21 protein-coding genes and 1 tRNA gene are annotated in these 21,746 nt (G+C 49.6%); 16 read left to right on the forward strand and 6 right to left on the reverse strand.

Features of this window, described 5'->3' with window-relative positions:
• The first annotated feature begins 3 nt into the window (after window positions 1-3).
• From LCH85_18620 to LCH85_18645, 6 genes are all read left to right on the forward strand, one after another.
• The gene (locus LCH85_18620) at window positions 4-1,173 is read left to right on the forward strand and encodes a protein phosphatase 2C domain-containing protein (protein ID MCA0354015.1); all 1,170 of its coding nucleotides are present in this window, start codon (window positions 4-6) and stop codon (window positions 1,171-1,173) included.
• On the forward strand, window positions 1,170-2,441 hold the full coding sequence (locus LCH85_18625; GenBank protein ID MCA0354016.1) for a VWA domain-containing protein: 1,272 nt from the start codon (window positions 1,170-1,172) through the stop codon (window positions 2,439-2,441). The genes LCH85_18620 and LCH85_18625 overlap by 4 nt, the downstream gene beginning before the upstream one ends.
• Window positions 2,442-2,450: 9 nt before the next feature.
• Window positions 2,451-2,969 (forward strand): FHA domain-containing protein, encoded by a 519-nt coding sequence (locus tag LCH85_18630; protein MCA0354017.1) that lies wholly within the window; start codon window positions 2,451-2,453, stop codon window positions 2,967-2,969.
• Window positions 2,970-2,997: 28 nt separating this feature from the next.
• On the forward strand, window positions 2,998-3,249 hold the full coding sequence (locus LCH85_18635; GenBank protein MCA0354018.1) for a hypothetical protein: 252 nt from the start codon (window positions 2,998-3,000) through the stop codon (window positions 3,247-3,249).
• Between the two features lie 316 nt (window positions 3,250-3,565).
• Window positions 3,566-4,366: a DUF4115 domain-containing protein gene (locus LCH85_18640; GenBank protein ID MCA0354019.1), complete on the forward strand. Its 801-nt coding sequence runs from the start codon at window positions 3,566-3,568 to the stop codon at window positions 4,364-4,366.
• Between the two features lie 67 nt (window positions 4,367-4,433).
• Window positions 4,434-4,943 (forward strand): YajQ family cyclic di-GMP-binding protein, encoded by a 510-nt coding sequence (locus LCH85_18645; protein ID MCA0354020.1) that lies wholly within the window; start codon window positions 4,434-4,436, stop codon window positions 4,941-4,943.
• Window positions 4,944-4,982: 39 nt separating this feature from the next.
• Here the strand turns inward: LCH85_18645 and LCH85_18650 are convergent, their stop codons facing one another.
• The 3 genes from LCH85_18650 to LCH85_18660 are packed head-to-tail and all read right to left on the reverse strand — an operon-like array spanning window position 4,983 to window position 7,248.
• Complete coding sequence (locus LCH85_18650) at window positions 4,983-6,023, reverse strand: oxidoreductase (GenBank protein MCA0354021.1); 1,041 nt, start codon at window positions 6,021-6,023, stop codon at window positions 4,983-4,985.
• A gap of 14 nt (window positions 6,024-6,037) precedes the next feature.
• Complete coding sequence (locus LCH85_18655; GenBank protein ID MCA0354022.1) at window positions 6,038-6,796, reverse strand: guanylyltransferase; 759 nt, start codon at window positions 6,794-6,796, stop codon at window positions 6,038-6,040.
• Window positions 6,793-7,248: an ATP-binding protein gene (locus LCH85_18660; protein ID MCA0354023.1), complete on the reverse strand. Its 456-nt coding sequence runs from the start codon at window positions 7,246-7,248 to the stop codon at window positions 6,793-6,795. The genes LCH85_18655 and LCH85_18660 overlap by 4 nt, the downstream gene beginning before the upstream one ends.
• Window positions 7,249-7,440: 192 nt before the next feature.
• Between LCH85_18660 and LCH85_18665 the strand changes: the two genes are divergently transcribed.
• From LCH85_18665 to LCH85_18685, 5 genes are all read left to right on the forward strand, one after another.
• A tRNA-Glu gene (locus tag LCH85_18665) sits at window positions 7,441-7,517 on the forward strand.
• 209 nt (window positions 7,518-7,726) lie between these two features.
• On the forward strand, window positions 7,727-9,016 hold the full coding sequence (locus LCH85_18670; GenBank protein MCA0354024.1) for an ABC transporter substrate-binding protein: 1,290 nt from the start codon (window positions 7,727-7,729) through the stop codon (window positions 9,014-9,016).
• Window positions 9,017-9,084: 68 nt separating this feature from the next.
• A complete protein-coding gene (locus LCH85_18675) occupies window positions 9,085-9,996 on the forward strand; it encodes a sugar ABC transporter permease (protein ID MCA0354025.1) in 912 nt (303 codons plus the stop codon).
• Complete coding sequence (locus LCH85_18680) at window positions 9,986-10,882, forward strand: carbohydrate ABC transporter permease (protein MCA0354026.1); 897 nt, start codon at window positions 9,986-9,988, stop codon at window positions 10,880-10,882. The genes LCH85_18675 and LCH85_18680 overlap by 11 nt, the downstream gene beginning before the upstream one ends.
• Window positions 10,883-10,960: 78 nt before the next feature.
• On the forward strand, window positions 10,961-11,707 hold the full coding sequence (locus tag LCH85_18685) for a response regulator transcription factor (GenBank protein ID MCA0354027.1): 747 nt from the start codon (window positions 10,961-10,963) through the stop codon (window positions 11,705-11,707).
• A gap of 229 nt (window positions 11,708-11,936) precedes the next feature.
• Here the strand turns inward: LCH85_18685 and gap are convergent, their stop codons facing one another.
• Window positions 11,937-12,962, reverse strand: coding sequence for a type I glyceraldehyde-3-phosphate dehydrogenase (gene gap, locus LCH85_18690; GenBank protein MCA0354028.1), 1,026 nt, complete (start codon window positions 12,960-12,962; stop codon window positions 11,937-11,939).
• Between the two features lie 440 nt (window positions 12,963-13,402).
• On the opposite strand from gap, the gene LCH85_18695 reads away from it, so the two are divergent.
• The 5 genes from LCH85_18695 to LCH85_18715 all read left to right on the forward strand — a co-directional run bounded on the left by LCH85_18695 (window position 13,403) and on the right by LCH85_18715 (window position 19,690).
• Window positions 13,403-14,686 (forward strand): hypothetical protein, encoded by a 1,284-nt coding sequence (locus LCH85_18695; protein ID MCA0354029.1) that lies wholly within the window; start codon window positions 13,403-13,405, stop codon window positions 14,684-14,686.
• Window positions 14,687-14,814: 128 nt separating this feature from the next.
• Complete coding sequence (locus LCH85_18700) at window positions 14,815-17,289, forward strand: DNA translocase FtsK (GenBank protein ID MCA0354030.1); 2,475 nt, start codon at window positions 14,815-14,817, stop codon at window positions 17,287-17,289.
• 155 nt (window positions 17,290-17,444) lie between these two features.
• The gene (locus LCH85_18705) at window positions 17,445-18,629 is read left to right on the forward strand and encodes a phosphoglycerate kinase (GenBank protein ID MCA0354031.1); all 1,185 of its coding nucleotides are present in this window, start codon (window positions 17,445-17,447) and stop codon (window positions 18,627-18,629) included.
• Window positions 18,630-18,741: 112 nt separating this feature from the next.
• The gene (locus LCH85_18710; GenBank protein MCA0354032.1) at window positions 18,742-19,176 is read left to right on the forward strand and encodes a hypothetical protein; all 435 of its coding nucleotides are present in this window, start codon (window positions 18,742-18,744) and stop codon (window positions 19,174-19,176) included.
• Window positions 19,177-19,270: 94 nt separating this feature from the next.
• A complete protein-coding gene (locus LCH85_18715; protein ID MCA0354033.1) occupies window positions 19,271-19,690 on the forward strand; it encodes a hypothetical protein in 420 nt (139 codons plus the stop codon).
• Window positions 19,691-19,776: 86 nt separating this feature from the next.
• Here LCH85_18715 and LCH85_18720 read toward each other — a convergent pair whose 3' ends face one another.
• Together LCH85_18720 and LCH85_18725 are read right to left on the reverse strand one after the other, a co-directional pair.
• Window positions 19,777-21,171 (reverse strand): glucose-6-phosphate isomerase, encoded by a 1,395-nt coding sequence (locus LCH85_18720; GenBank protein ID MCA0354034.1) that lies wholly within the window; start codon window positions 21,169-21,171, stop codon window positions 19,777-19,779.
• A 103-nt stretch (window positions 21,172-21,274) separates the two neighbouring features.
• Entirely contained in the window at window positions 21,275-21,583 is a 309-nt protein-coding gene (locus LCH85_18725) for a hypothetical protein (protein MCA0354035.1), read from the reverse strand.
• Window positions 21,584-21,746: the final 163 nt, after the last annotated feature.

The raw sequence follows: 21,746 nt of genomic DNA on the forward strand, positions 1-21,746 counted from the left end.
GCCATGGGATTTTTTCGTAAATTATTCGGGCGTACTTCAACTGAGCCAAGCACGCTTGATCCAGCTTCTACTACAACCGATCAATCAGCTGTTGCTGTCGCTAGCCCGGTTGCTAGCGAGGCATTAGCCGAAACGCCAACCGAGGTTGTTGCGGTTGCAGCAACTGAGCTACCAACCGAGCCATTGATCAGCGCCGAGCCACTTGCCGAATTGCCAGCAGCCCAAACTGCTGGCGCGGTGGCAACTGAGCGTTCGCAAAAAACGACCGCACCACTTGACCCTGAGCAACTGCCTGAGCGCGATCCTGATGGCACGAATTATCTCGGAACCCGCGATATTAGTGCTGCGCCGATCGTTGCTAAAGCGGTCTCAACCCGTGGGCTAGCCAGTTGGGCCGCCCGCGATATTGGCCGCATTCGCCGTAATAATCAAGATAGTGTTTACACAAACTTGATGAGTTTGCCCGATGGCGAGCACGATATCAGCGTGGGCCTGTTTGTGGTTGCCGACGGCATGGGCGGCCATGAAGGCGGCGAAATCGCCTCGCGCCGTGCGATCGAAACCGTGATGATCGCGGTGTTGGAGCAAATGGCCTTGCCAGCAATGGCCGATGAAGATCCTGGTAACCCATTGCCCTTGCTGATGATGAGCGCCGTGCAAGATGCCAACACCCGCATTTGGAACGAAGCTCAATCGCGTGGCACTGATATGGGCACAACCTGCACCGCTGCCTTGTTGGTTGGCGATGGTTTGTATATTGCCCATGTTGGCGATAGCCGCCTATATGCCATGAGCGATGGCAAACTCCGCCTGATCACCGCTGATCATTCCACCGTGGGGCGCTTGATTGCGATGGGCCAATTGACCGAAGAAGAAACCCGCAATCACCCGCTGCGCAACCAACTCTATCGCACCGTTGGCCAACATCCGGAAATCCAAGTCGATTCAATCTACCAAAGCCTTGAGGGTATCAGCCATTTGTTATTGTGTAGCGATGGCTTATGGAGTATGGTTGACGACGATGAGATGGCCGCAATCATCAACGAAACGCCATGGCCGCAAGATGCCTGCCAGCGTTTGATTGCCCGCGCCAACTTAGCCGGCGGCGAAGATAACATTAGCGCGGTGGTTGTTTCATTGCCACCCTTGCAAGGCCAAGGAGCGCTCCGATGAGTACCCAAGCAATGGTTCAACTGCGCATCACCCCTGGGCGGCCAGCAGTTGCCCAAAGTAACGATCCGCAAATTGTTTATTTGTTGGTCGAAGCCTCGCCTGCTGGCATTCCCGATGCCGATTTGGCGATTCCGGTCAACCTTGGTTTTATTGTTGATCGTAGCTCTTCGATGCGCGGCGAACGGCTTTACCAAGTCAAAGAGGCTTGTAATAACGTCGTTAATCAGCTCAATCGCCAAGATTATTTCTCGGTGGTGTCGTTCAACGATCGGGCTGAAGTGGTTGTGCCCTGCCAACGTCCCAACGATAAAGACCAAATTAAACGCGCGATTGGTATGATCGAGGCCAAAGGTGGCACTGAAATGGCCACGGGCATGATGATGGGCTTGCAGGAAATTTCACGCCCCATGATGAGCCGTGGTATCAGCCGTATGGTCTTGTTGACCGATGGCCGTACCTATGGCGATGAAAGCCGCTGTGTCGAAATTGCGCGGCGTGCTCAATCCAAAGGCATCGGAATTACGGCCTTGGGCATTGGCGATGAGTGGAATGAAGATCTGCTCGAAACAATCGCCTCAGCCGAAAACAGCCGCACCGAATATATCACCAATGCTCAGCAAATTGTCAACGTTTTCTCCGAAGAGATCAAACGTTTGCAAAATGTGATGGCACATAAAGTTGAAATGCGCTTCCATCTGCACCCGCAGGCTGAAATTCGTTCGCTGTTTCGGGTGCGCCCATTTATTGCGGCGCTCACCCCACAATTGCACAACGAAACGCTTTGGCGCATGCCACTGGGCGAGTGGGTTGGCCGCGAAGATCAAATCTTTTTACTGGAGATGGTCGTGCCGCCGCTGCCCGCAGGCAATCAAACGATCTGTCGGATCGAGATGTTTTACGAAGTGCCCAGCATCAGTAGCCAAGCTTTGCAAACCAAGGTCGATGTACAATTGCCGGTACGGCCTGCCGACCAAATTCGGCCTGATGTTGATGGCGTAGTCAAACATTGGCTTGAACGTACCGTGGCCTATCGCTTGCAAGCCTCGGCTTGGCAGCATGTTGAGCAAGGCAACATCGAGGAAGCGACTAAAAAGTTACGCATGGCTGGCACGCGCTTGCTCGAATCGGGCCAAACTGATCTCGCCCAAACCGTTCAAGAAGAAGCCACCCGCCTGTTGCGTAGCGGCACTACCAGCGACGAGGGTCGCAAACGGATTAAATACGGCACTCGTGGCTTGGTCGCTCGCGAACGGGGCGGAGAGCAATAGGAAGTTGTTATGATTAAGTGTCCAGCGTGTGAAACCGAAAATTTACCAGGCACCTTCTTTTGCGTTGATTGTGGCTCGTCGTTTTTGCCTTCGCGCATTCGTGAGACCACCGCCTCACTGGGTGCGGCAACCATGGCGGGTGGCTCTGGTAATTTAGTCATTCCGCCGCCAGCGCCACCGCGTGATACAGCGATTCCGGTGTTGCGGGTGGTGATTCTCAATAGTGGGCGCAAGCTTGGCTTCAACACCAACCAACCAATTGTGATCGGTCGCCAAGACAGCAAGGGTAGTTTTTACCCCGATATTGATCTTTCGACCGACGGCGGTTTAGAGGCTGGCGTTTCGCGTCGCCATGCAATTATCCGCATTCAAAGCGGCAATGTCTGCACACTCGAAGATTTAGGTAGCTCAAATGGCACCTTTATCAACCGTGAAAAGCTGGCGGCTAATAGTCCCAAAGCTTTGCGCCATGGCGATGAAGTTCGTTTGGGCAATATTCTGTTACGAATTGAATTGACTAGCCAATAAATGTTGTAGCTGATTGAAGGAGTTTTCGATGGGTACACGGGTTGTTATTTTGCACTTGAGCGGTGAAGATCCAATTATTGCTGAGATGGAAGAAGATCCCCAGCCAACCGATGCCTTTATTCGGGTCAGCAATATGCGCCGTCGTGATGGCAAAGATGTGCCCTATATTGCAGGTGGGGTGCAATCGGTGATTTATCCATGGCATCGGGTAACGTTTATCGAAATGATGGTCAGCGAAGAAGAACGCGGCAACGTCATCGACTTCTTCCGCGACGCATAAGTTTAACCCACATCGCATAATAAGAATCCCTTGGCGCTGGCTTTGATAATCGTAGAAGCCAGCATCAAGGGATTCTTAACGATTGTTAATCCTAGTTTCTCATTTTTCACAGAGCGCAAAAGTGGCTGTGGTATAATGCGCTGTGGCTGAGGCAAGCATGGCTTGTTTCTTACGGACATTCGTCCGATTGGGCCCAGTTATAGTGAACATGAGATTGCTTGGTGGCAGCGTTGCCACAACTGCACCTTCATCCACTCCGTTCCCCATGGACGAATACCAGCATGCAGACAACCATCATCATGGCACAAGGCAAAGCATGACAAACGCTGGACAAAACAGATTAGGCCTTCGATTTCGCGAAGCCCGTGAAGCCCGTGGCATTTCACTGGCTCAAGCTTCAAGTGAAACCCGAATTATCCAACGCTATTTGGCGGCCCTCGAAAATGGTGAATATCATCATCTGCCGGGCGATGTTTATGCCCGTGGTTTTATTCGCAATTATGCTCAATATTTGAATCTGCCCGCAGATGAGTTGATCGATCTGTATCGGATTGAGCGTGGTGCTTCAACCCCGATTCGGATTGTGCCAGCCGCAGTGCCGCCCCGTCGGAACACGATTTTTCTGCCCAGTCTTTGGACGGTAATTTTGGTGGTGCTGGCGTTGGTCGTCATTGGCTATCTGACGCTGAATGCGCTTGGGCTTACGACACTCAATAGTAATGAGGTCGCTGGCGGCGCAACCTCAACTTCAACGATTGCAACTCCAACCTTATTGCCAACCCCAACTGCTCAACCAACCAATCCCGATGGTTCTGTCCCATCGCCAATCAATCCATTGGCAACCCCAACGGTTACGATAACTCCAACTCAGGATGTGCCAGTCCAAGTTGTCTTGCGGATTGATGGCGGTTCGTCGTGGTTGCAAGTGTTGGTTGATGGCCAAAATACGATTGAAGGGATTCAAAATAACGGCTGGACGCAGACGTTCTCGGCGCAGCAAACGATTCAGGTTAAGGCTGGTAACGCTGCCGTGGTTGAGGTGATTCACAATGGCAAGCCGCCAGTCCGCATGGGTGCACCCAACCAAGTTGTGACCACCATCTATACGCCTAACTAAACTTGCTGAATGCTGTTGACGATTCTTGGGGTATAGTTAAAGCTGCATTCGCAAATCTAGCAAGCATATGGGGAGGCTTTTTGTGGCTGAATTTAGTTTTGATGTTGTTTCAGATTTTGATCGCCAAGAATTAATCAATGCTGTTGATCAAACCAAACGTGATGTAGGTACGCGCTACGATTTGAAAGATACCAATACCGATATTACGCTTGGCGAGAAGGATATTACGATTGTTACCAGCAGCGAATTGGCATTAAATGCAGTTCGTGATTTGCTCGAAACCAAGGCTTTGCGGCGTAATCTCTCGATCAAAATGTTCGATTTTGGCGAGCCAGAGGAAATTGGCGGCATGAAGATTCGCCAAGTTATTACCTTGCGTAAAGGCATCGCCGATGATATTGCCAAGAAAATTCAAAAATTGATTAAGGCCGAGGTTCCCAAGGCTCAAGCTCGTATCCAAGGCGATTCGTTGCGGGTTTCATCGAAAAGCAAAGACGAATTACAAGCAGTGATGAGCTTGCTCCGCGAACGCGGCGACGATTTTCCATTGCCGTTACAATTCAATAATTATCGCTAAAAACCTAGCACCAGCCTTGATTGAGGCTGGTGCTAGCGTTTAAATGCCGATTGTGCGTTGTTCAGCTGCACTTTGCTCGGCCAACTCAATCAGCCGAATCACGCTTCGAGCCTGGTTGGCCTGAACGATTAGCTCGGCCTCGCCTTGAATGGCTTGCGCCACATTGCGATAATAGGCCGGATACTTGCCTGCGATGGTTTCAACTGTGCCACGCAGCGTTAAACCATTCAGCTCCGTGTTGATCATACCCCAATCGGTTGTTGGTTCTTGGCCCCAATTTGGGCTATTTGGAGCTTGGCCTGCTTTCAAGGCTACTTCTTGGGGATCAATGCCATACTTGATCCATGAGCCGTTTGTGCCATGGAGACTGAAGCGCGGCCCCAATTCACGCACCAACATACCTGCTTTGAGCGTGACTTGTAACTCAGCATAACCCAAGCGCAGATCAAAATAATCGACAGTTTGCGCACCCTCGCGTTGCTTGGCAAGCTGAGCCGTAATCGATTGGGGCAATCCAAATAACACCAAGGCCTGATCGATCAAATGTGCGCCAAGATCATAGAGAATGCCACTGCCTTGACTTGCTTGTTCGCGCCAAGCCCCTTGTTTTAGTTGTGGTCGATAGCGATCATAATGGCATTCGTAGCTGACTAAACGCCCCAACCAGCCAGCCTGAATCACTGCTTGAGCGGTTAGAAAATCGCCATCCCAACGCCGATTATGAAAGACACTCAACACGCGTTGCTGTTGTTGAGCGAGGGCAATTAATTGGTCAGCCTGTTGACTATTGAGGGTAAAGGGCTTATCAACCACCACATGTTTGCCTGCACTCAAGGCTTGAGCTGCTAAGTCGGCGTGGGTTAGATTGGGTGTGGCAATCACCACCAATTCAATCGCTGGATCAGCCAACACCTCAGCTAGATCGCTGACGACGTGAGCATGGGGATAGCTGGCGCGAGCGCTTTGGCTGCTGCGCTGCACGATCGTATGTAAATTTAAGCGTGGTTCGGCCATAATGAGCGGGGCATGAAACACTTGGCTGGCCATGCCAAAACCTACCAAAGCTAGATTAATCGGCATAGATACCTCCAAAATTAACGATCAAAAAGGCTTTTTAGTAAATCTATATAGGCTTCGCGTTGGGGTAATTCAAGCTCAACATGAATTTTACGCCGTTGGGTAATTGTTGGCATTTGAGTTTGTGGATTAAAGCCTTGATGATCGATGGTTTGCCAATATAACCCAACGCCGCGTTTTTGCCAGGCAACCAGATCGTTAAAATTGATGCCATTTTGAAATAGTAGCTCATTTTTTTTGGCAACCGACAGCTTTGCTATTTGCATATGGGCTGTTTGTGGATCAAGCGCTTGATCGCGTAATGTCCAGTAGCAATAGGCATTAAGTGCGTTACGGTGAGCATCTTCCATGCGCCAGCGAAAGTAATCATGAACTAATTCATTGGTGGGCAATTGGCAAATTCGACAATCGAAGCTCGCCTGTTGTTGAATGGCTAAACTGAAATGCCCACTTGCTTCACCCGCCAAAATCGAGCAATATTTGCGCAATTTACGGCCAAATACATCGCAACGATAACTCAAAAGCAGCGAAATTTCGTCGCTTTGGGTATATCCATAAAGCACAGGAAAGCCACAATCCAACAAATGGCTCACGGTGCTAATCATTGCATCACGAAAGCGTTGATCAAATGGGCGTTGATAGTTCATCACGTCTTTGGTTAGGCGGGTAAACGAGCGCCCATCAATCCGTGCAACCATCCAAATATTTGGCAGCACACTTTGATCGTTGATCGTTTCATAAACGCGCATTAACTGATCAAGTTGATCAAAGTTCATTGCTCCTCCCATGCTATAAGCTGAAATTGGTGGTCTGGCAATTGGTGTACTAGCCACAAATGATCGAAACCTTCGTCTAATCGCGGCAGTTCTAGACGCTTAATTGAGCCACGAATGGCCAGTTCAGGTACGTGCTGTTGTCCAGTGCGTTGACGGTTGCGTTCTAAACAAGCAGCCAAATCGGATTGCAAGAAATAACCTTCAACGCTAAATCCCGCAGCATGAGCAGCCTGAATATAAGCTGCTCGTTGAGCATGCTCAAGGTTCATTTTATCGATTACAAAGGCTTGTTTGATGCGCAAACAACATTCTAGTATGCTGCGTTCGCGATGGTTGGTGCGTAGCATATCGCGATTGATTCGCACATGGCTATGCAGAAATTGCTGCACATAAAAGCTTGATTTACCACTGGCTTGCAAACCAATTAGAAGCACCGCTTGGGGTTTGAACATACGTCACTCGCAATTAAAACAAACTTTTGAACCCAAATAATACCATTGGGCAACTATTGTGCTTATGCTACTGTGGGATCATGGTCGCCGAACGGGACTGATGGATGATGAATATCGGGCTAATTATGCGGTGATGATAGCATTTGACAAAATACGCTGTTACGAGTAGAATACTCAAGCCCTAAACCAAACGGCGCATTCGTCTAGCGGCCTAGGACGTCACCCTTTCAAGGTGAAGATCACGGGTTCGAATCCCGTATGCGTCACCATTTGCACTCACTGTCCACGCAGTGAGTGCTTTGTTTTAACTCCTACCTCACTCCATTTAACCAAAACTTGACAATTCTTAATCGATTATGGTACTGTCTACATTACTAAATCCAATGAAATAATAAAGTTTATTCAATCCTCACTGCATCATTGCCCGCATTATTGTCAAAACTTCAACAATCCGCAACGTCCTAGACAGGAGTACGTTATGGTTCGCAAATGGCGTTGGAAACTCGCTTTGGTTAGCCTATTAACGACCGTTTTAGCCGCGTGTGGTGGCGGCAGCGCAACCCAAGCTCCTACCACCAATCCCAATCGGGTCACGCTGACGATTGAAAGCTGGCGCAGTGATGACCAAAAGGTCTGGACTGAGCAGATTATCCCGCTATTTGAAAAGAGCCATCCTGATATTCATGTGGAGTTTCGGCCCACCGCGCCCACCGAATACAATGCAGCGCTCAATAGCAAATTAGAAGCTGGCACAGCTGGCGATCTGATCACCTGTCGGCCTTTTGATGTTTCATTAGGTTTGTATACTGCTGGGCATTTGACTGCACTCGACGATTTACAAGGCATTGCCCATTTTAGCGATGTGGCCAAGAGCGCTTGGCAAACCGACGATGGCAAGACGCTCTTTTGCTTGCCGATGGCTTCGGTGATCCATGGCTTTATCTACAACAAAGCGATTTTTAACGAGCTGGGTTTGACTGAACCTAAAACCGTCGATGAGTTTTTCGCGGTGCTCGATAAAATTAAGCAAGATGGCCGCTATACGCCATTGGTGATGGGCACTGCCGAGCAATGGGAATCAGCAACCATGGGCTTCCAAAACATCGGGCCAAATTATTGGTTTGGTGAAAATGGCCGTAAAGCCTTGATCGATGGCAGCGCCAAATTATCCGATGCTGCTTATGTTTCGACCCTAAAGGATTTGGCACGCTGGGGCGATTATTTGCCCGATGGCTTTGAAGCGGTCAAATATGCCGATGCCCAGATGTTGTTTGCCTCAGGCAAAGGGGCAATCTACCCCGCTGGCTCCTGGGATATTAGCTACTTCAACCAAAATGCTAAATTCGAGCTTGGTGCATTCAAAGCTCCAGTTGCTAAAGCCAATGATCAATGTTTTATCAGCGACCATACCGATATTGGGATTGGGATTAACGCCAAGACTGCCCACATGGCTCAAGCCCGAATCTTCCTTGAGTGGATGACAGGGCCAGAATTTGCTGGTGAATTCAGCAATGCCTTGCCTGGTTTCTTCAGCCTCTCGGATTATCCGGTGAGCTTGAAGAATCCCTTGGCCCAGACCTTTGTTGATTGGCGCAAACAGTGTCAATCGACCATCCGTAATTCCTACCAAATTCTCTCACGTGGCGAGCCAAACCTCGAAAACGAACTCTGGCGGATCAGCGTTGGGGTGATTGATGGTTCGTTTATGCCTGAAGATGCGGCCCAAGATCTGCAAAAGGGCTTAGATAATTGGTACAAAAAGCCCTAGTTTGCCCAAAGTAAGGCTACCTCGCTAAATTATTGGCGAGGTAGCTGGCTTGTTGAAAGAGTTTGCCTATGCTGCGCCCCAACAAATCGCGCCCACGCTGGCATATTGCGGTATTTCTAGCGCCAGCCCTGTTGCTGTATAGTATTGTGATGGTTTTTCCCTTGCTTGATACCTTGCGTTTGAGCTTGTTTAGCTCTAATGGCGAGAGTTTTGTTGGCTTGAGTAATTATCAACGCTTATTTACCGATAGCCAGTGGTGGCCCTATTTTTGGCGGGCGCTCAAAAATACCGTGCTCTTTTTTATATTACACATGGTGTTGCAAAACCCCTTGGGTTTGTTGTTGGCAGCACTGTTGGATAGCAAAAACCTACGTGGGCGCAGCATCTACCGCACCCTACTATTTTCGCCAACCATGCTTTCGTTTGTGATTGTGGGCTTTGTGTGGCAACTAATTCTTAGCCCAACTTGGGGCATTGCCCCAGCCATTAGTGAATTTTTGGGGGTGCGCTATCGGCCATGGCTCGGCTTAGAAAGCACATCGTTGCCAACAATTGCCTTAATTTCAATTTGGCAATTTGTCGGTATTCCCATGCTCTTTTTTATGACGGCACTCTTGGCCGTGCCCCAAGATATTTTGGAAGCAGCGCGAGTTGATGGAGCGAGTGCTTGGCAATTGTTCTGGCGAGTCAAGTTTCCGCTAATCTTGCCAACCGTTGGGATTGTGAGCATTTTGACCTTTATTGGCAATTTTAATGCTTTCGACTTGGTGTATACCGCCAAGGGAGCACTGGCCGGGCCAAACTTCTCGACCGATTTGCTCGGAACCTTCTTCTATCGCACCTTCTATGGCTTCCAACTGCAACTTGGCGATTATGCCATGGGCACGACGATTGCCGTGATCATTTTCTTAATCATCTTATTTGGTAGCCTGTTGTATTTGCTGGGCTGGCAACGTAAGGTTGTAACCTATGAGCTCTAATTCGCTTGTGAGTGAACCGCCAATGGCGCAACCCAAAACATCACCAAACGCACTACGCCCGAGCCGCTGGCTCACACCATTGCTGGTGCATGCGGTGTTGGGCAGTTATACCCTATTGGCAATTGCACCAGTAGTTTTGGTAGTAATGAATTCATTCAAAGGCTCGCAAGCAATTTTTCAACAACCCTACTCGCTGCCAGTTGGCGCAAACTTTGATCCGGTTGGCTATACCACTGTCTTTGAACAAACGGCAATCTTTCGCTATCTTGGCAATAGTTTAATGGTGACGCTTGGCTCGATTTTGCTAATTTTGCTATTGGGCGCGATGACAGCCTTTGGTCTAACCGAATATCGTTTTCGCGGGCGGGGCTTTTTGACCTTATATGCCCTGATTGGCCTGATGATTCCAATTCGTTTAGCAACCGTTAGTATCCTCAAATTGATGGTTACCCTGAATCTACAAGATACGATTTGGTCGTTGATTATGGTGTATAGCGCTCAAGGCTTGCCGATGGCAATTTTTGTGCTTTCGCAATATATGCGCCAAGTGCCAACTGACCTCAAGGATGCAGCGCGGCTGGATGGAGCCAACGAATATCAAGTATTTTGGCTGGTTCTGCCCTTGATGCGCCCAGCCCTCGCGACCTTGGCAATTTTCGTGATGCTGCCAATTTGGAATGATCTATGGTTTCCCTTGGTTTTGGCTCCAGGCGAGGCTTCGCGCACGCTCACGCTGGGCGCACAACAATTTCTTGGGCAGTTCCAAACCGATTGGAGCGCCTTGCTGGCGATGTTGACCTTGGCAATTGCTCCAGTTTTAGTGCTCTATTTGGTTTTCTCACGCCAACTGATTCGCGGACTCACTGCTGGTACTGTCAAAGGTTAAGCCCCGATAGCCCTAGCCGAAAGCGCACTTTCTTGGTAGCATAGATAAAGATTGGTTAACTGTGCAAGGAGTGCTCGTATGCGGCTGCTTAACCGAACCAACGAACGCCATGAAGATAACAATCCCCATCAACGTAAAATTCTGGTTGCTGATGATGATCCAGCAATTTTGCGCTTGGTTGAGGTGGCATTAAGTGGCCAGCGCTATCAACTTGTCACGGTTTCCAATGGCCTCGAAGCACTCAAAATGTATCGCGATGGCGAATATCAACTCTTGCTGATTGACGTAATGATGCCGTATGTTGATGGCTTTACGGTGACTGAACGGATTCGTTCGCGCTCCGATGTGCCAATTATTATCATTACTGCTCGTGATGGCACTGATGATGTGGTGCATGGCTTTGAATTGGGCGCTGATGATTATATTACTAAGCCATTTCGCACTGCTGAGTTACAAGCGCGGGTTGAGGCAATTATTCGGCGGGTCGAAGGCTATCAACATCGCAAGGCCTCGCCAATTGTGCGCATCGGCGATTTAGAAATTGACGAGCCACGCCATAAAGTGCTGCTCGCGGGCGAGGACGTTAATCTTACGCCGATGGAATTTGAGTTGCTCTATTTCTTGGCGGCTAACTCAGGCCAAGTTTTTGATCGTGAAGTCTTGTTTCGCGAAGTCTGGGGCTATGAATATGTTGGCCAAACTAATTTGGTCGATGTGTGTGTCCGCCGCTTGCGCGAGAAAATTGAAGAGCAACCATCCAAGCCTCGCCGTATTCTGACTGTGCGGGGGGTTGGCTATAAATTGGCCGATGGTGGCTCGTTGTAAGTAGTGGGGATCGGTTGTTGGTAGTTGGGGATCGGGCTAGGAGTAGCTCGATCTTTGTTTTAGAATGGCTATTAGCTATCGGAGTATTATTCGTGCTCTTTGTGTCCTTCGTGGATCAAAGAAAAGACTTCCAGTCCCCGATCCCCGATCTCCAACTTCCAGCTGTAAAAAACCGCGCTGGAAGTTCGAAAACCACCAGCGCGATCAGTATTTTAGGTATGAATAAAACTTAGAGCTTTTCTGCGATGTAGGCGGTGAGGTCGGCGATGCGGGTAGCATAGCCCCATTCGTTGTCGTACCAAGCAACAACTTTGACCATCTTGTCGCCCATTGCCATGGTCAAGCTCAAGTCAACCACGCTTGAGTATGAAGTACCGATGAAGTCTGATGAGACCAATTCTTCATTGGTTACGCCCAACACGCCTTCCATTGCGCCTTCTGAGGCTTCAATAAAAGCATTGTTGATCGATTCAACGGTTGCGCCTTCGGCCAATTCAACTACAAAGTCAACCATCGAAACGGTTGGGGTTGGCACACGCACGGCGAAACCATCGAATTTGCCCTTCAACTCAGGGATAACCAAAGCCACCGCTTTAGCAGCACCCGTGGTCGTTGGAACCATGTTCAAAGCAGCGGCGCGAGCGCGGCGCAAATCTTTGTGGGGGCCGTCTTGCAGATTTTGGTCCATCGTGTATGAGTGAATGGTGGTCATCAAGCCACGCACAATGCCGAACTTATCGTTCAACACTTTGGCTACTGGAGCCAAACAGTTGGTGGTACATGATGCATTCGAGACAATCGTATGTTTTTCAGCGTCGTAGTTTTCTTCGTTCACGCCCATACACACGGTGATGTCTTCGTTCTTGGCGGGAGCACTGATGATAACTTTCTTTGCGCCTGCATCTAAGTGCATTTTGGCTTTAGTTGCATCAGTAAAAATCCCAGTCGATTCAATTACGATATCGACGTTTAGCTCACCCCATGGTAATTTTGACGGATCGCGCTCGGCCAAGGCCTTGATGACCATTGGCTCTTCTTCATCGGCGAAGGTAACGCTGATTGTATCTTCAGTGGCGGTAACATCGCCATCGAATGAACCATAGGTTGAATCGTACTTGAGCAGGTGGGCCAACGTTTGGTTATCGGTCAGGTCGTTGATTGCAACAATTTCCAACTCATCGCGATAGTGATCCAAGATGGTTTTGAAGCTTTGGCGACCGATGCGACCGAAGCCGTTGATTGCTACTCGTGCCACAAGTGACTCCTTATTATTTCGCACCAAATTAAGAATGCTTTCACGGCTCTGGGCCGTTCTGCACCACTATAGCACATTCGCTGGTTACTGTCATTCTGCTTTGGTGAAGGTTTATAAGCTTAATCGGTCAAGAATCGAACACCTACCAAAAGCCGAGTGGATGCAGCTAAATAGTGCATGATCATGCCATTTGGGCGATTCAGGGCTAGAATACAAAGAACACAGAACACAGAACATAGAGCATAGAACATAGAGCATAGAACACAGAACACAGAACATAGAGCATAGAACATAATGATCATTAAAATCTGTGTGAATCTGTGGCTAAAAAATTAAAGCCTTCGCGTCCTTTGCGCTCTTCGCGGTTTCAACCTTTGTGCTCTTTGTGTCCTTCGTGGATCAAAACAAAACCTAAATCTCTTTGCCATGGAGCTTACAATATGCGTCGTTTTTTGATTGTGATAATCAGCCTTAGCTGGTTACTCGGAATATTACCACCAGCCCATGCCGAGCCACCCGCCGACCAACCAAGCGATTGGTGGGGCATTGTCGTGCGCGACCCAGCCTATGAGTGGAATACCAATCCAGCCTATCCGAATGCTGCCAACCAAGCCTTTATCGATCGCATGCTTGATGAAATTGTGGCGATGGGCGGGCGTTGGGTGCGCTTCGAGTTTCACGGCGCATGGGATGGCTCAAGTTATGGAAGTTTTAATTTAGCTCAGGCTGATTATTTTGTCAGTGCCGCGCATAGCCGTGGTTTGAAGGTGCTGGCCTTGCTAGGCACTGATATTTTGCGTGGCCCGCAGGCCGGAGTACAGCATTTTGATGGTGGCACGGTTTCAGGCAGCATTCCCACCAGCAATCCCGACCGCGAGCTTGCGCCTTGCCCACCAGCCCCAATCGGTTGTGGCGTAAATGCCTATCAAAAAGCCTGGCTCGAACGTGCGATCAGCATTGCCGATTATTATCGTGGCCGGATTGATGCCTATGAGATTTTCAACGAGCCAAATTTTTATTTTGGGCTGATTGGCGATACTAATGGCCAGCAAGATGAGATGAATCCCTATTATCTGGCTCAAACAATCACCAAACTCTATCGAATTTTGCGCGATGCCAGCCGCAACGATCAAACGCCGCTGATCATTGGCGGTTTGCACCCATTAACGTCCAACGAATCGGGCCGCACTGATCGCGGCTACTTGCAAGCGCTCTACCAAGCAGCGCCGTTCAGCAATTGGGCTAATAGCCACAACGGCCAATATCCGATCGATGGCGTGGCTTATCATCCGTATCCCGCCGAGATGCGCCGCTTGATCAGCGATAACGACTTTTTGCATTTAGTTGGGCCACGTTTGGATAGCCTGATTGCCACGATCCGCAGTTTCGACCAAACCAGCCGACTTTGGCTGACCGAAATTGGCACCCGTGGCGACCCCCAAAATCCTAGCGAATTGCAACGCCAAGCCGATTTTATGCGTCAATTTGTGGCAACGATCTATGGTCGCCCCGAAATTGCCAACTGGTTTTGGTTCAAGTACGAGGATTTTCCGCCTGCCAGCGAGGCTTGGGGCGTTGTGCATATCAATTACGACGGCAACGGAGCCTACGATCTCAACGGCACAGTCAGTTTGTATAAACCTAGTTTTTATGCCTACCGCGATTTAGTTGATCATTTTCGCCAGCGGGTTTGGATTCCACAGGTGCTAAATAACATGAATTAGCTCATTCTGACGGCCTAAAAAGCGTTTGCAGGCCCGTAGTTACAGTCTGCTCAATTCGACCGTGTGTGCTATAATCGAAGCAATCAAACACCAACGAATTGAGTACATCACTTGGGGATAGAGTAGCAATGTCAACGCGAAAATCTGCGCCAAAGCGCCAAAGTGGCAAAAAGCCAACCGCTGCAACCGCCCGCAAACGGGGCGCAGCCAAACAATCAATCACCCCGCAAATCCAAATTCCCCAAAATCTTCAGCGTGAGATTTTTGCGGTTATTTTGGTATTTTTGGGCTTATTGACCTTGCTATTCAGTACATTTAGCGGCGATCAAGGGGTGATTGGCACGCAATGGAATACCGCTGTGGCGCGGGCTTTTGGCACTGGTAAGGTGCTGGTTCCGGTGGCGCTGGGCATTCTGGGCGGCCTGATGATCTTTCAGGAGCGATTTAGCGATAGTCGTTTGAGCGGCGCGAATATTCTTGGCACGCTGATGGTGTTGCTTTCGCTGTTGATGCTGCTGGAATATCCGGGCTATGAAATTCATCGCGAACACCCTGAGTTTCATGTTGGTGCTGGCGGTGGGGTCGTTGGTCAAACCTTGCTGACAATTTTGATCAGCGGCATCGGCAAGGGTGGGGCATTGCTCTTTTCAGTCACGATTGGACTGATTGGGATTATGCTGACCTTTAATCTGACGCTGCGCCAAATTATGGCAGCATTGTTCTACTACACTGGCGGTTTGCGTATTTTAGGTCGCCGCTTGTTGGGTTCGCCCGTTCGGCGTGAGCCAATGTTTGATGATTATCCTGAGGAGCATTTCAGGCCGCTGGAATTGCCCGCACCGCAAGCCATGCCTAAGGTCAGCAACAAACGTCGTCAAGCGATTCTTGAAGATACAACTAACCAAGAGGTGGTGCTTACGCCAATTGCTGAGCGCCCCGCCCAAGCCAGTTTGTTTAATCGCGATCTTCCAGAGCCAAATCGACCTGCCCGCCGCAAGGAAGTTGCTCCGCCACCAGTTGCGCCAAATGCAGCTGGCAGTATGGCTCCAACCAAACGGCTCAAGCCCGCCGACGATCAAACCAAACCCAATCAGCCAAAAACCAATGCTGAAGACCCCAACTTTATCGAGCCAGATGAAGCCCTGACCCATCGTGCTTGGCCGTTGCCAACCCTCAATGCGCTCGATGAGTTTGTTGAAGGCCAAATTGGCGATGAAGAAAAGCGCGAAAAAGCACGGATTATCGAGGAAACTTTGGCCTCGTTTCGGGTTGAGGCGCGGGTGGTTGAGGCCAACACTGGTCCAGCAGTTACGCAATTTGCGCTCCAACCAGCAATCGGGGTCAAAATTAACAAAATCACCAGTCTCCAAAATGATTTAGCATTGGCGCTAGCCGCGCCATCGTTACGGATCGAAGCACCTGTGCCTGGCCGCTCGGTGGTTGGCATCGAAATTCCCAATTCGGCGATTGCCACGGTGGCTATGCGTGATGTGCTGGGCAGTGAAGAGTTTGATACCAAACGCGGCAAGCTCAAAATTCCGCTAGGCAAAGATGTTTCGGGCAATGTAGTGATTGCCGACCTCGCCAAAATGCCGCACTTGCTGGTAGCGGGCAGCACTGGCTCAGGTAAAAGTATTTGTATCAATTCGATCATTATTTCGCTGTTGATGAAACACACGCCCAATGAGCTAAAATTCATCATGGTTGACCCCAAAATGGTCGAATTGATCGTTTACAACAATATTCCGCATTTGCTCACGCCGGTGGTAACCGAGCTTGAACGGGTGGTTAGTTCGCTCAAGTGGGCGGTGCGCGAGATGGAACGGCGCTACAAGGTTTTTGCCAAGGGTGGTTTTCGCAATCTCGAAAGCTATATGCAAGCTGCCCGCAAGCGCCCCGACCTTGAGCCAATGCCCTATATTGTGGTGATCATCGACGAGTTGGCCGATTTGATGATGCTGGCTCCTGATGAAGTTGAAACCTTGATTTGTCGCTTGGCCCAAATGGCCCGTGCCACCGGAATTCACCTGATTTTGGCGACTCAACGGCCCTCGGTCGATGTCGTAACAGGCTTGATCAAGGCCAACTTCCCCACGCGGATCGCCTTCGCCGTGACTTCGCAAATCGACTCGCGGGTTATTTTGGATACGCCTGGAGCCGAGCAATTGCTTGGCCGTGGCGATATGCTCTATCTGGCGGTCGATGCTGCCAAATCGATTCGGGTGCAAGGAACCTTTGTTTCCGATGGTGAAGTTGAAAACGTTGTGCAATTCTGGCGCATGCAAATTCCACCTGAATTAGCCAAGCCTGATGCTGCTAACCCCCAATCCAAGCCTGCGCCAAGCAGCCAAACCAGCATGGGCGATGTATTTTTGCAAGCCGACGAGCAAGATGAACTGTTGCCCAAGGCGATTGAATTGGTGCGCCAACATCAACGCGCTTCGGCCTCGATGCTGCAACGGCGTTTGCGGATTGGCTATAGCAAAGCTGCCCAATTGATCGAACTGCTGGAACAGCGCGGAATTGTTGGGCCAGCTGAGGGCAGTCGTTCGCGCGAGGTGCTCAATCCTGAACAGGGAGCGAAGGCTGGCGGCGACGAATAACGGTGATATTTCTGCACCTGTGGCGTAGAGCCTGCTACCCAGCAGATCAACAAAATCGTTTATTATGGGGAGCATAGGCTATGCGGTTCTTGGTTCGTAGCACTGATAGCGCCCAGATAGCCTATCGCCTATAGCCTTGTACAAGGAGATCGCTTGTGAACAAGCAGACCATTCGTGATGTAGCGTGGAGCGGAAAACGAGCTTTGGTTCGGGTGGATTTCAATGTGCCGCTTGATGAAGCCCGTAAAGTCACTGATGACACTCGGATTCGGGCAGCGTTGCCTACGATCAACTATTTGCTCGAACAAGGTGCAAGTGTGATTTTGATGTCGCACTTGGGCCGCCCAAAGAAAAAAGTGGCTGAAGAATTCCGGCTCAAGCCAGTTGCCGATCATCTCCAATCGCTGCTGGATGCCCCAGTGAACTATATTCAGACAACGACTGGTGCTGAGGCCGAAGCTGCTGCCCAAGCCTTGCAAGCAGGCCAAGTGCTGTTGCTGGAAAATACCCGCTTTGATCCCCGCGAAGAATCAAACGATCCTGCCATGGCCGAAGAATTGGCCAAACTTGGCGATATTTATGTGAATGATGCTTTTGGAGCGGCCCACCGCGCCCATGCCTCAACCGAAGGCCTCGCCAAATTCCTGCCAGCCGTGGCTGGTTTCTTGATGGAAGCCGAATTGGCCGCGCTTGGCAAAGCCTTGGATGATCCTCAACGACCTTTCGTCACGATCATTGGTGGCGCAAAAATTAGCGACAAAATCGGCGTGATCGAAAACTTGCTGGGCAAAGTCGATTCATTGCTGATCGGCGGCGGCATGGCCAATACCTTCTTGTTGGCGCAAAATAAGGCTGTTGGCGCTTCGTTGGTCGAAGCCGATAGCGTAGCTGAAGCCGCCCGTTTGATCGACGAAGCTCAAGGCCGTGGCGTGAAGTTGTTGTTGCCCAGCGATGTAGTGGTTGCTGATGCCTTCAGTGCCGAAGCCAATACCCAAGTGCTGAGCATCGACGATGTGCCCGATGGCTGGCGAATTCTCGATATTGGGCCAGAAACCCGCCAAACCTACTCGCAAGTGGTCAGCGAAGCCAAAACCGTCATTTGGAACGGCCCAATGGGCGTGTTTGAGCTAGAGCCATTTGCCGCTGGCACTCGCGCTGTTGCTCAAGCCTTGGCTGATAGCAGCGCGATCACAATCATTGGTGGTGGCGATTCAGTTGCGGCGATTGAGCAAATGGGCTTAGCCGAAAAGATGAGCCACATCTCAACTGGTGGTGGCGCTAGCCTCGAATTGCTTGAAGGCAAAGTGCTGCCAGGTATTGCCGCGCTTAACGATAAATAACTTGCTCGCTTACTCAAGTACGCAGCCCTACAGAACGCTTGATTCTGTGGGGCTTTTTGTTAGCAACAACCTTTGAAGTGCAAGCATTCTGCGATTCGATAGGAGAGTTTGTATGTATGAAGTGCCGCACAATGTAAAACCAATTAGCCAATGGCCAATCTTTTTTATAAGCATGTATTATGGGGCTATAGGGGCGGTTGGTGCTATTCCTAGCTGTTATTTTCTGATGTATGTTATCTTCGATCATCAACGTATCTTGAACAGCAATAATCTTGCAAATACCCTTTGGTTTTGCCTAATCTTTATTGCTAATACGAGCCGTTTAGGCCTATTTATTGGATTACTGCGATTGCGCCGCTGGACCTATTGGTGCAGTATTTCAATTGAAATACTTATTATTATTAGTGCTGTGCAGGTTTTATCTTTCGATAAAATTCAAATATTAGATTTGATAGTCATTAGTATTGGAATCATCGCCCTAGTGATTTTAGGCTATCTTTTTCGGCCCAAGGTATGGCGTACATTTGCAGCATCCAAAGCGTCATAGTGACTAGAAGATAATTTATTTAGCATTATTAAAATGCCATAAGCTATTCAATGCTGCGTACATTCGTTATCGTTTGAGTTGAGAGGAAATCGCTATGTATCGTGTTCCGCATAACCCGCAAAACCAACTGAGTTGGCCAATTGCCCTGATTTTCTTTTACAATGCCATTATCAGCATTGTTGCGGCGATTGGGGGCTGTTCACTTCTTGCCGTTATGATTTATACAAATAGGCTGAGCGGAAATCAACCATTAAGTCTGTTGTGGCCAGCCTTCTTCCTGTTAGTCACTATTAGCCGTTTGGGCTTTGGTGTTGGGTTTGTAAAATTTCGATCGTGGGGCTATCGCGGGCTTTTGATGGTCGAGATCCTCACGATTATTAGTTTGCTCAGTCGATTTGTATTCGAGCGTGAACGCATTTCGTGGGTTGAAAGTGCCTTGGTCATTATTGCAATGCCGATTCTTGGTTATCTGTCTCGGCCTAAAATTAAACAACAATTCCTACGATTAGTATAGCGCGTAAGCATCACAAGCAATTAATCAGCAATCATTAAATAAAAAACCTGCCATGCAATCAGCATGGCAGGTCTGGTCGAGCAATTTTAGATGATGAATTCGCTGCGGCTGCGACCACGAGCTTGTTCAATTTCGTGGCGGCGAGCATCGTAGCCTTCACGACCCATCAAGGCGTAGGTGGCGATTTTGCCAGCCTCAACTCCTGGTTGATCAAAGGCGTTGATGTTGTACAACTCGCCAGCAAAGGCGGTTTGCATTTCGAGCATGTAATAGAATTGCCCAAGCGTAAAGGCATTGACCGCTGGGAAATAGTGGGCCATGCTGGGGCGGCCAGCTTCGGCAATTGCCAACTGGGTTGCTTCGCCCTCGGCTTTGAGCAATTGGCTAAAGCTCTTGCCATCGAGATACGAAAGCTCGTTGATGTCGGGGTAGGCATTGCTCAGCGGTGCTTCCACTTGGAACTGCTCAACAAACAAGAAGTGCATTAATTTATCGAATGGACCTTCGGCATATAATTGCACTTGTGAGTGTTGGTCGGTTGCGCCCAACGATTTGATTGGCGTAGGCCCAACATTGACCACATTGCCCGCCCGATCAACCCGCTTGCCCAAACTTTCAGCCCACAATTGGCGGAACCAATCGGCTACATCGCGCAAACGTTGGGCATAGGGCATCATCACAACCATATTCTTGCCTTTTTTATCGAGCAAGAATTGAATCAAGGCACACATTGCGGCAGGGTTTTTGCGGGGGTCGCGCTCTTGGCTGCGTTTGTCGGCATAGGCTGCGCCTGCCAACAATTCATCAATATCAATCCCGGTAACTGCCGCTGGGAACAAGCCAACTGCACAAAGTTCCGAGAAGCGTCCGCCAACGCTGGCTGGCAAGGGCAAGGTTGGGTAGCCTTCGCGATCAGCAATTTGGCGCAAGGCACCCTTTTTGGGATCAGTCGTCAATACCAAGTGATCAACCAATTTATCCTTGCCGAGGCGTTTGGCCAAGGCTTCGCGGAAGTAGATGAAAGATGCCATGGTTTCGGCAGTCGTGCCCGATTTGGTGATGACGTTGAACACGGTGCGCTCAAGATCAAGCACATCGAGCAAGCCAGCGTTTAATTCGGGGTCAACATTATCGGGAACAAATAGAGTAGGGCCACGGCGCAATTCACGTGGCAAATTATTATAAAATGGGTGCTGGAGAGCCGTTTGGGTTGCGATTGGGCCAAGTGCTGAGCCACCAATGCCTAAAACCACCAAGGTATCGGCGCGGGCACGCACAGCTTGGGCTTGAGCAATAATTTCACTGGTATCTTGATAGGGCAAATCCATCCAGCCGAGATCGGCGCGTTGCGCATAAACAGCCTCAATCGCGGCGGCGGCATGGGGCAATGCTGCCTCAATTTCAGCCTCAGTCAATCCATGTTCACCAATCACATCGGCCATCACATTGTTGTAATCAAAGCGAATAGCTTGAGTACTCATGACACTCCTTATTGTTTGCGAAATTGGGTCTTTGTCGTAGGCTGCGGCGGTGCAGTTGCAAGGCTTCGTTGCCCAGCGGCCAACTTTGCCCATCGTACCACACTCAGCGCGTGCTGGTGGTAGTATTCTCTTCACCAGCCACAAGCGTGCCACCATTAATCTCACAATTGAGCAATTGGCGTTTGGGGCTAAACAGCGCTTCAAGCTCAATACGGCTGTAGCAACGATCATCGACCAAGGTTTTGCGCACAAACAAATTATCATCGTCGTCGCGCTGGGAAAGATCGTTGCGGCTATCGATCCGCACCCGAATCACGCTACCACAACGTTTGCAGCGCACCTGAAAATAAATTCCCGCATCATTGCTAGCTTGGCCGCTGCCACCACCAAAAAGCTTACGAAAAAAACTCATGAGTACTCCCTGAGAGAAGGCAAAAATCAAAAGTCAAAAGCCCATAACCTCATCGTAACAATCTGTGCTAATCTGTGGCTATAACAAAGATCATTCGTGCAATTCGTGCAATTCGTGGCTACAACAGCCTTCGCATTCTTCGCGATCTTCGTGGTTTCAAGCT

It is taken from the genome of Chloroflexota bacterium (assembly GCA_020161265.1).
Lineage (GTDB): Bacteria > Chloroflexota > Chloroflexia > Chloroflexales > Herpetosiphonaceae > Herpetosiphon.

What these genes read in the sequence shown, in the direction of transcription:
- LCH85_18620 (MCA0354015.1), top strand. Translation starts at nt 4, where the DNA reads ATGGGATTTTTTCGTAAATTATTCGGGCGTACTTCAACTGAGCCAAGC.
- LCH85_18625 (MCA0354016.1), top strand. Translation starts at nt 1,170, where the DNA reads ATGAGTACCCAAGCAATGGTTCAACTGCGCATCACCCCTGGGCGGCCA.
- LCH85_18630 (MCA0354017.1), top strand. Translation starts at nt 2,451, where the DNA reads ATGATTAAGTGTCCAGCGTGTGAAACCGAAAATTTACCAGGCACCTTC.
- LCH85_18635 (MCA0354018.1), top strand. Translation starts at nt 2,998, where the DNA reads ATGGGTACACGGGTTGTTATTTTGCACTTGAGCGGTGAAGATCCAATT.
- LCH85_18640 (MCA0354019.1), top strand. Translation starts at nt 3,566, where the DNA reads ATGACAAACGCTGGACAAAACAGATTAGGCCTTCGATTTCGCGAAGCC.
- LCH85_18645 (MCA0354020.1), top strand. Translation starts at nt 4,434, where the DNA reads ATGGGGAGGCTTTTTGTGGCTGAATTTAGTTTTGATGTTGTTTCAGAT.
- LCH85_18650 (MCA0354021.1), bottom strand. Translation starts at nt 6,023, where the DNA reads ATGCCGATTAATCTAGCTTTGGTAGGTTTTGGCATGGCCAGCCAAGTG.
- LCH85_18655 (MCA0354022.1), bottom strand. Translation starts at nt 6,796, where the DNA reads ATGAACTTTGATCAACTTGATCAGTTAATGCGCGTTTATGAAACGATC.
- LCH85_18660 (MCA0354023.1), bottom strand. Translation starts at nt 7,248, where the DNA reads ATGTTCAAACCCCAAGCGGTGCTTCTAATTGGTTTGCAAGCCAGTGGT.
- LCH85_18670 (MCA0354024.1), top strand. Translation starts at nt 7,727, where the DNA reads ATGGTTCGCAAATGGCGTTGGAAACTCGCTTTGGTTAGCCTATTAACG.
- LCH85_18675 (MCA0354025.1), top strand. Translation starts at nt 9,085, where the DNA reads ATGCTGCGCCCCAACAAATCGCGCCCACGCTGGCATATTGCGGTATTT.
- LCH85_18680 (MCA0354026.1), top strand. Translation starts at nt 9,986, where the DNA reads ATGAGCTCTAATTCGCTTGTGAGTGAACCGCCAATGGCGCAACCCAAA.
- LCH85_18685 (MCA0354027.1), top strand. Translation starts at nt 10,961, where the DNA reads ATGCGGCTGCTTAACCGAACCAACGAACGCCATGAAGATAACAATCCC.
- LCH85_18695 (MCA0354029.1), top strand. Translation starts at nt 13,403, where the DNA reads ATGCGTCGTTTTTTGATTGTGATAATCAGCCTTAGCTGGTTACTCGGA.
- LCH85_18700 (MCA0354030.1), top strand. Translation starts at nt 14,815, where the DNA reads ATGTCAACGCGAAAATCTGCGCCAAAGCGCCAAAGTGGCAAAAAGCCA.
- LCH85_18710 (MCA0354032.1), top strand. Translation starts at nt 18,742, where the DNA reads ATGTATGAAGTGCCGCACAATGTAAAACCAATTAGCCAATGGCCAATC.
- LCH85_18715 (MCA0354033.1), top strand. Translation starts at nt 19,271, where the DNA reads ATGTATCGTGTTCCGCATAACCCGCAAAACCAACTGAGTTGGCCAATT.
- LCH85_18720 (MCA0354034.1), bottom strand. Translation starts at nt 21,171, where the DNA reads ATGAGTACTCAAGCTATTCGCTTTGATTACAACAATGTGATGGCCGAT.
- LCH85_18725 (MCA0354035.1), bottom strand. Translation starts at nt 21,583, where the DNA reads ATGAGTTTTTTTCGTAAGCTTTTTGGTGGTGGCAGCGGCCAAGCTAGC.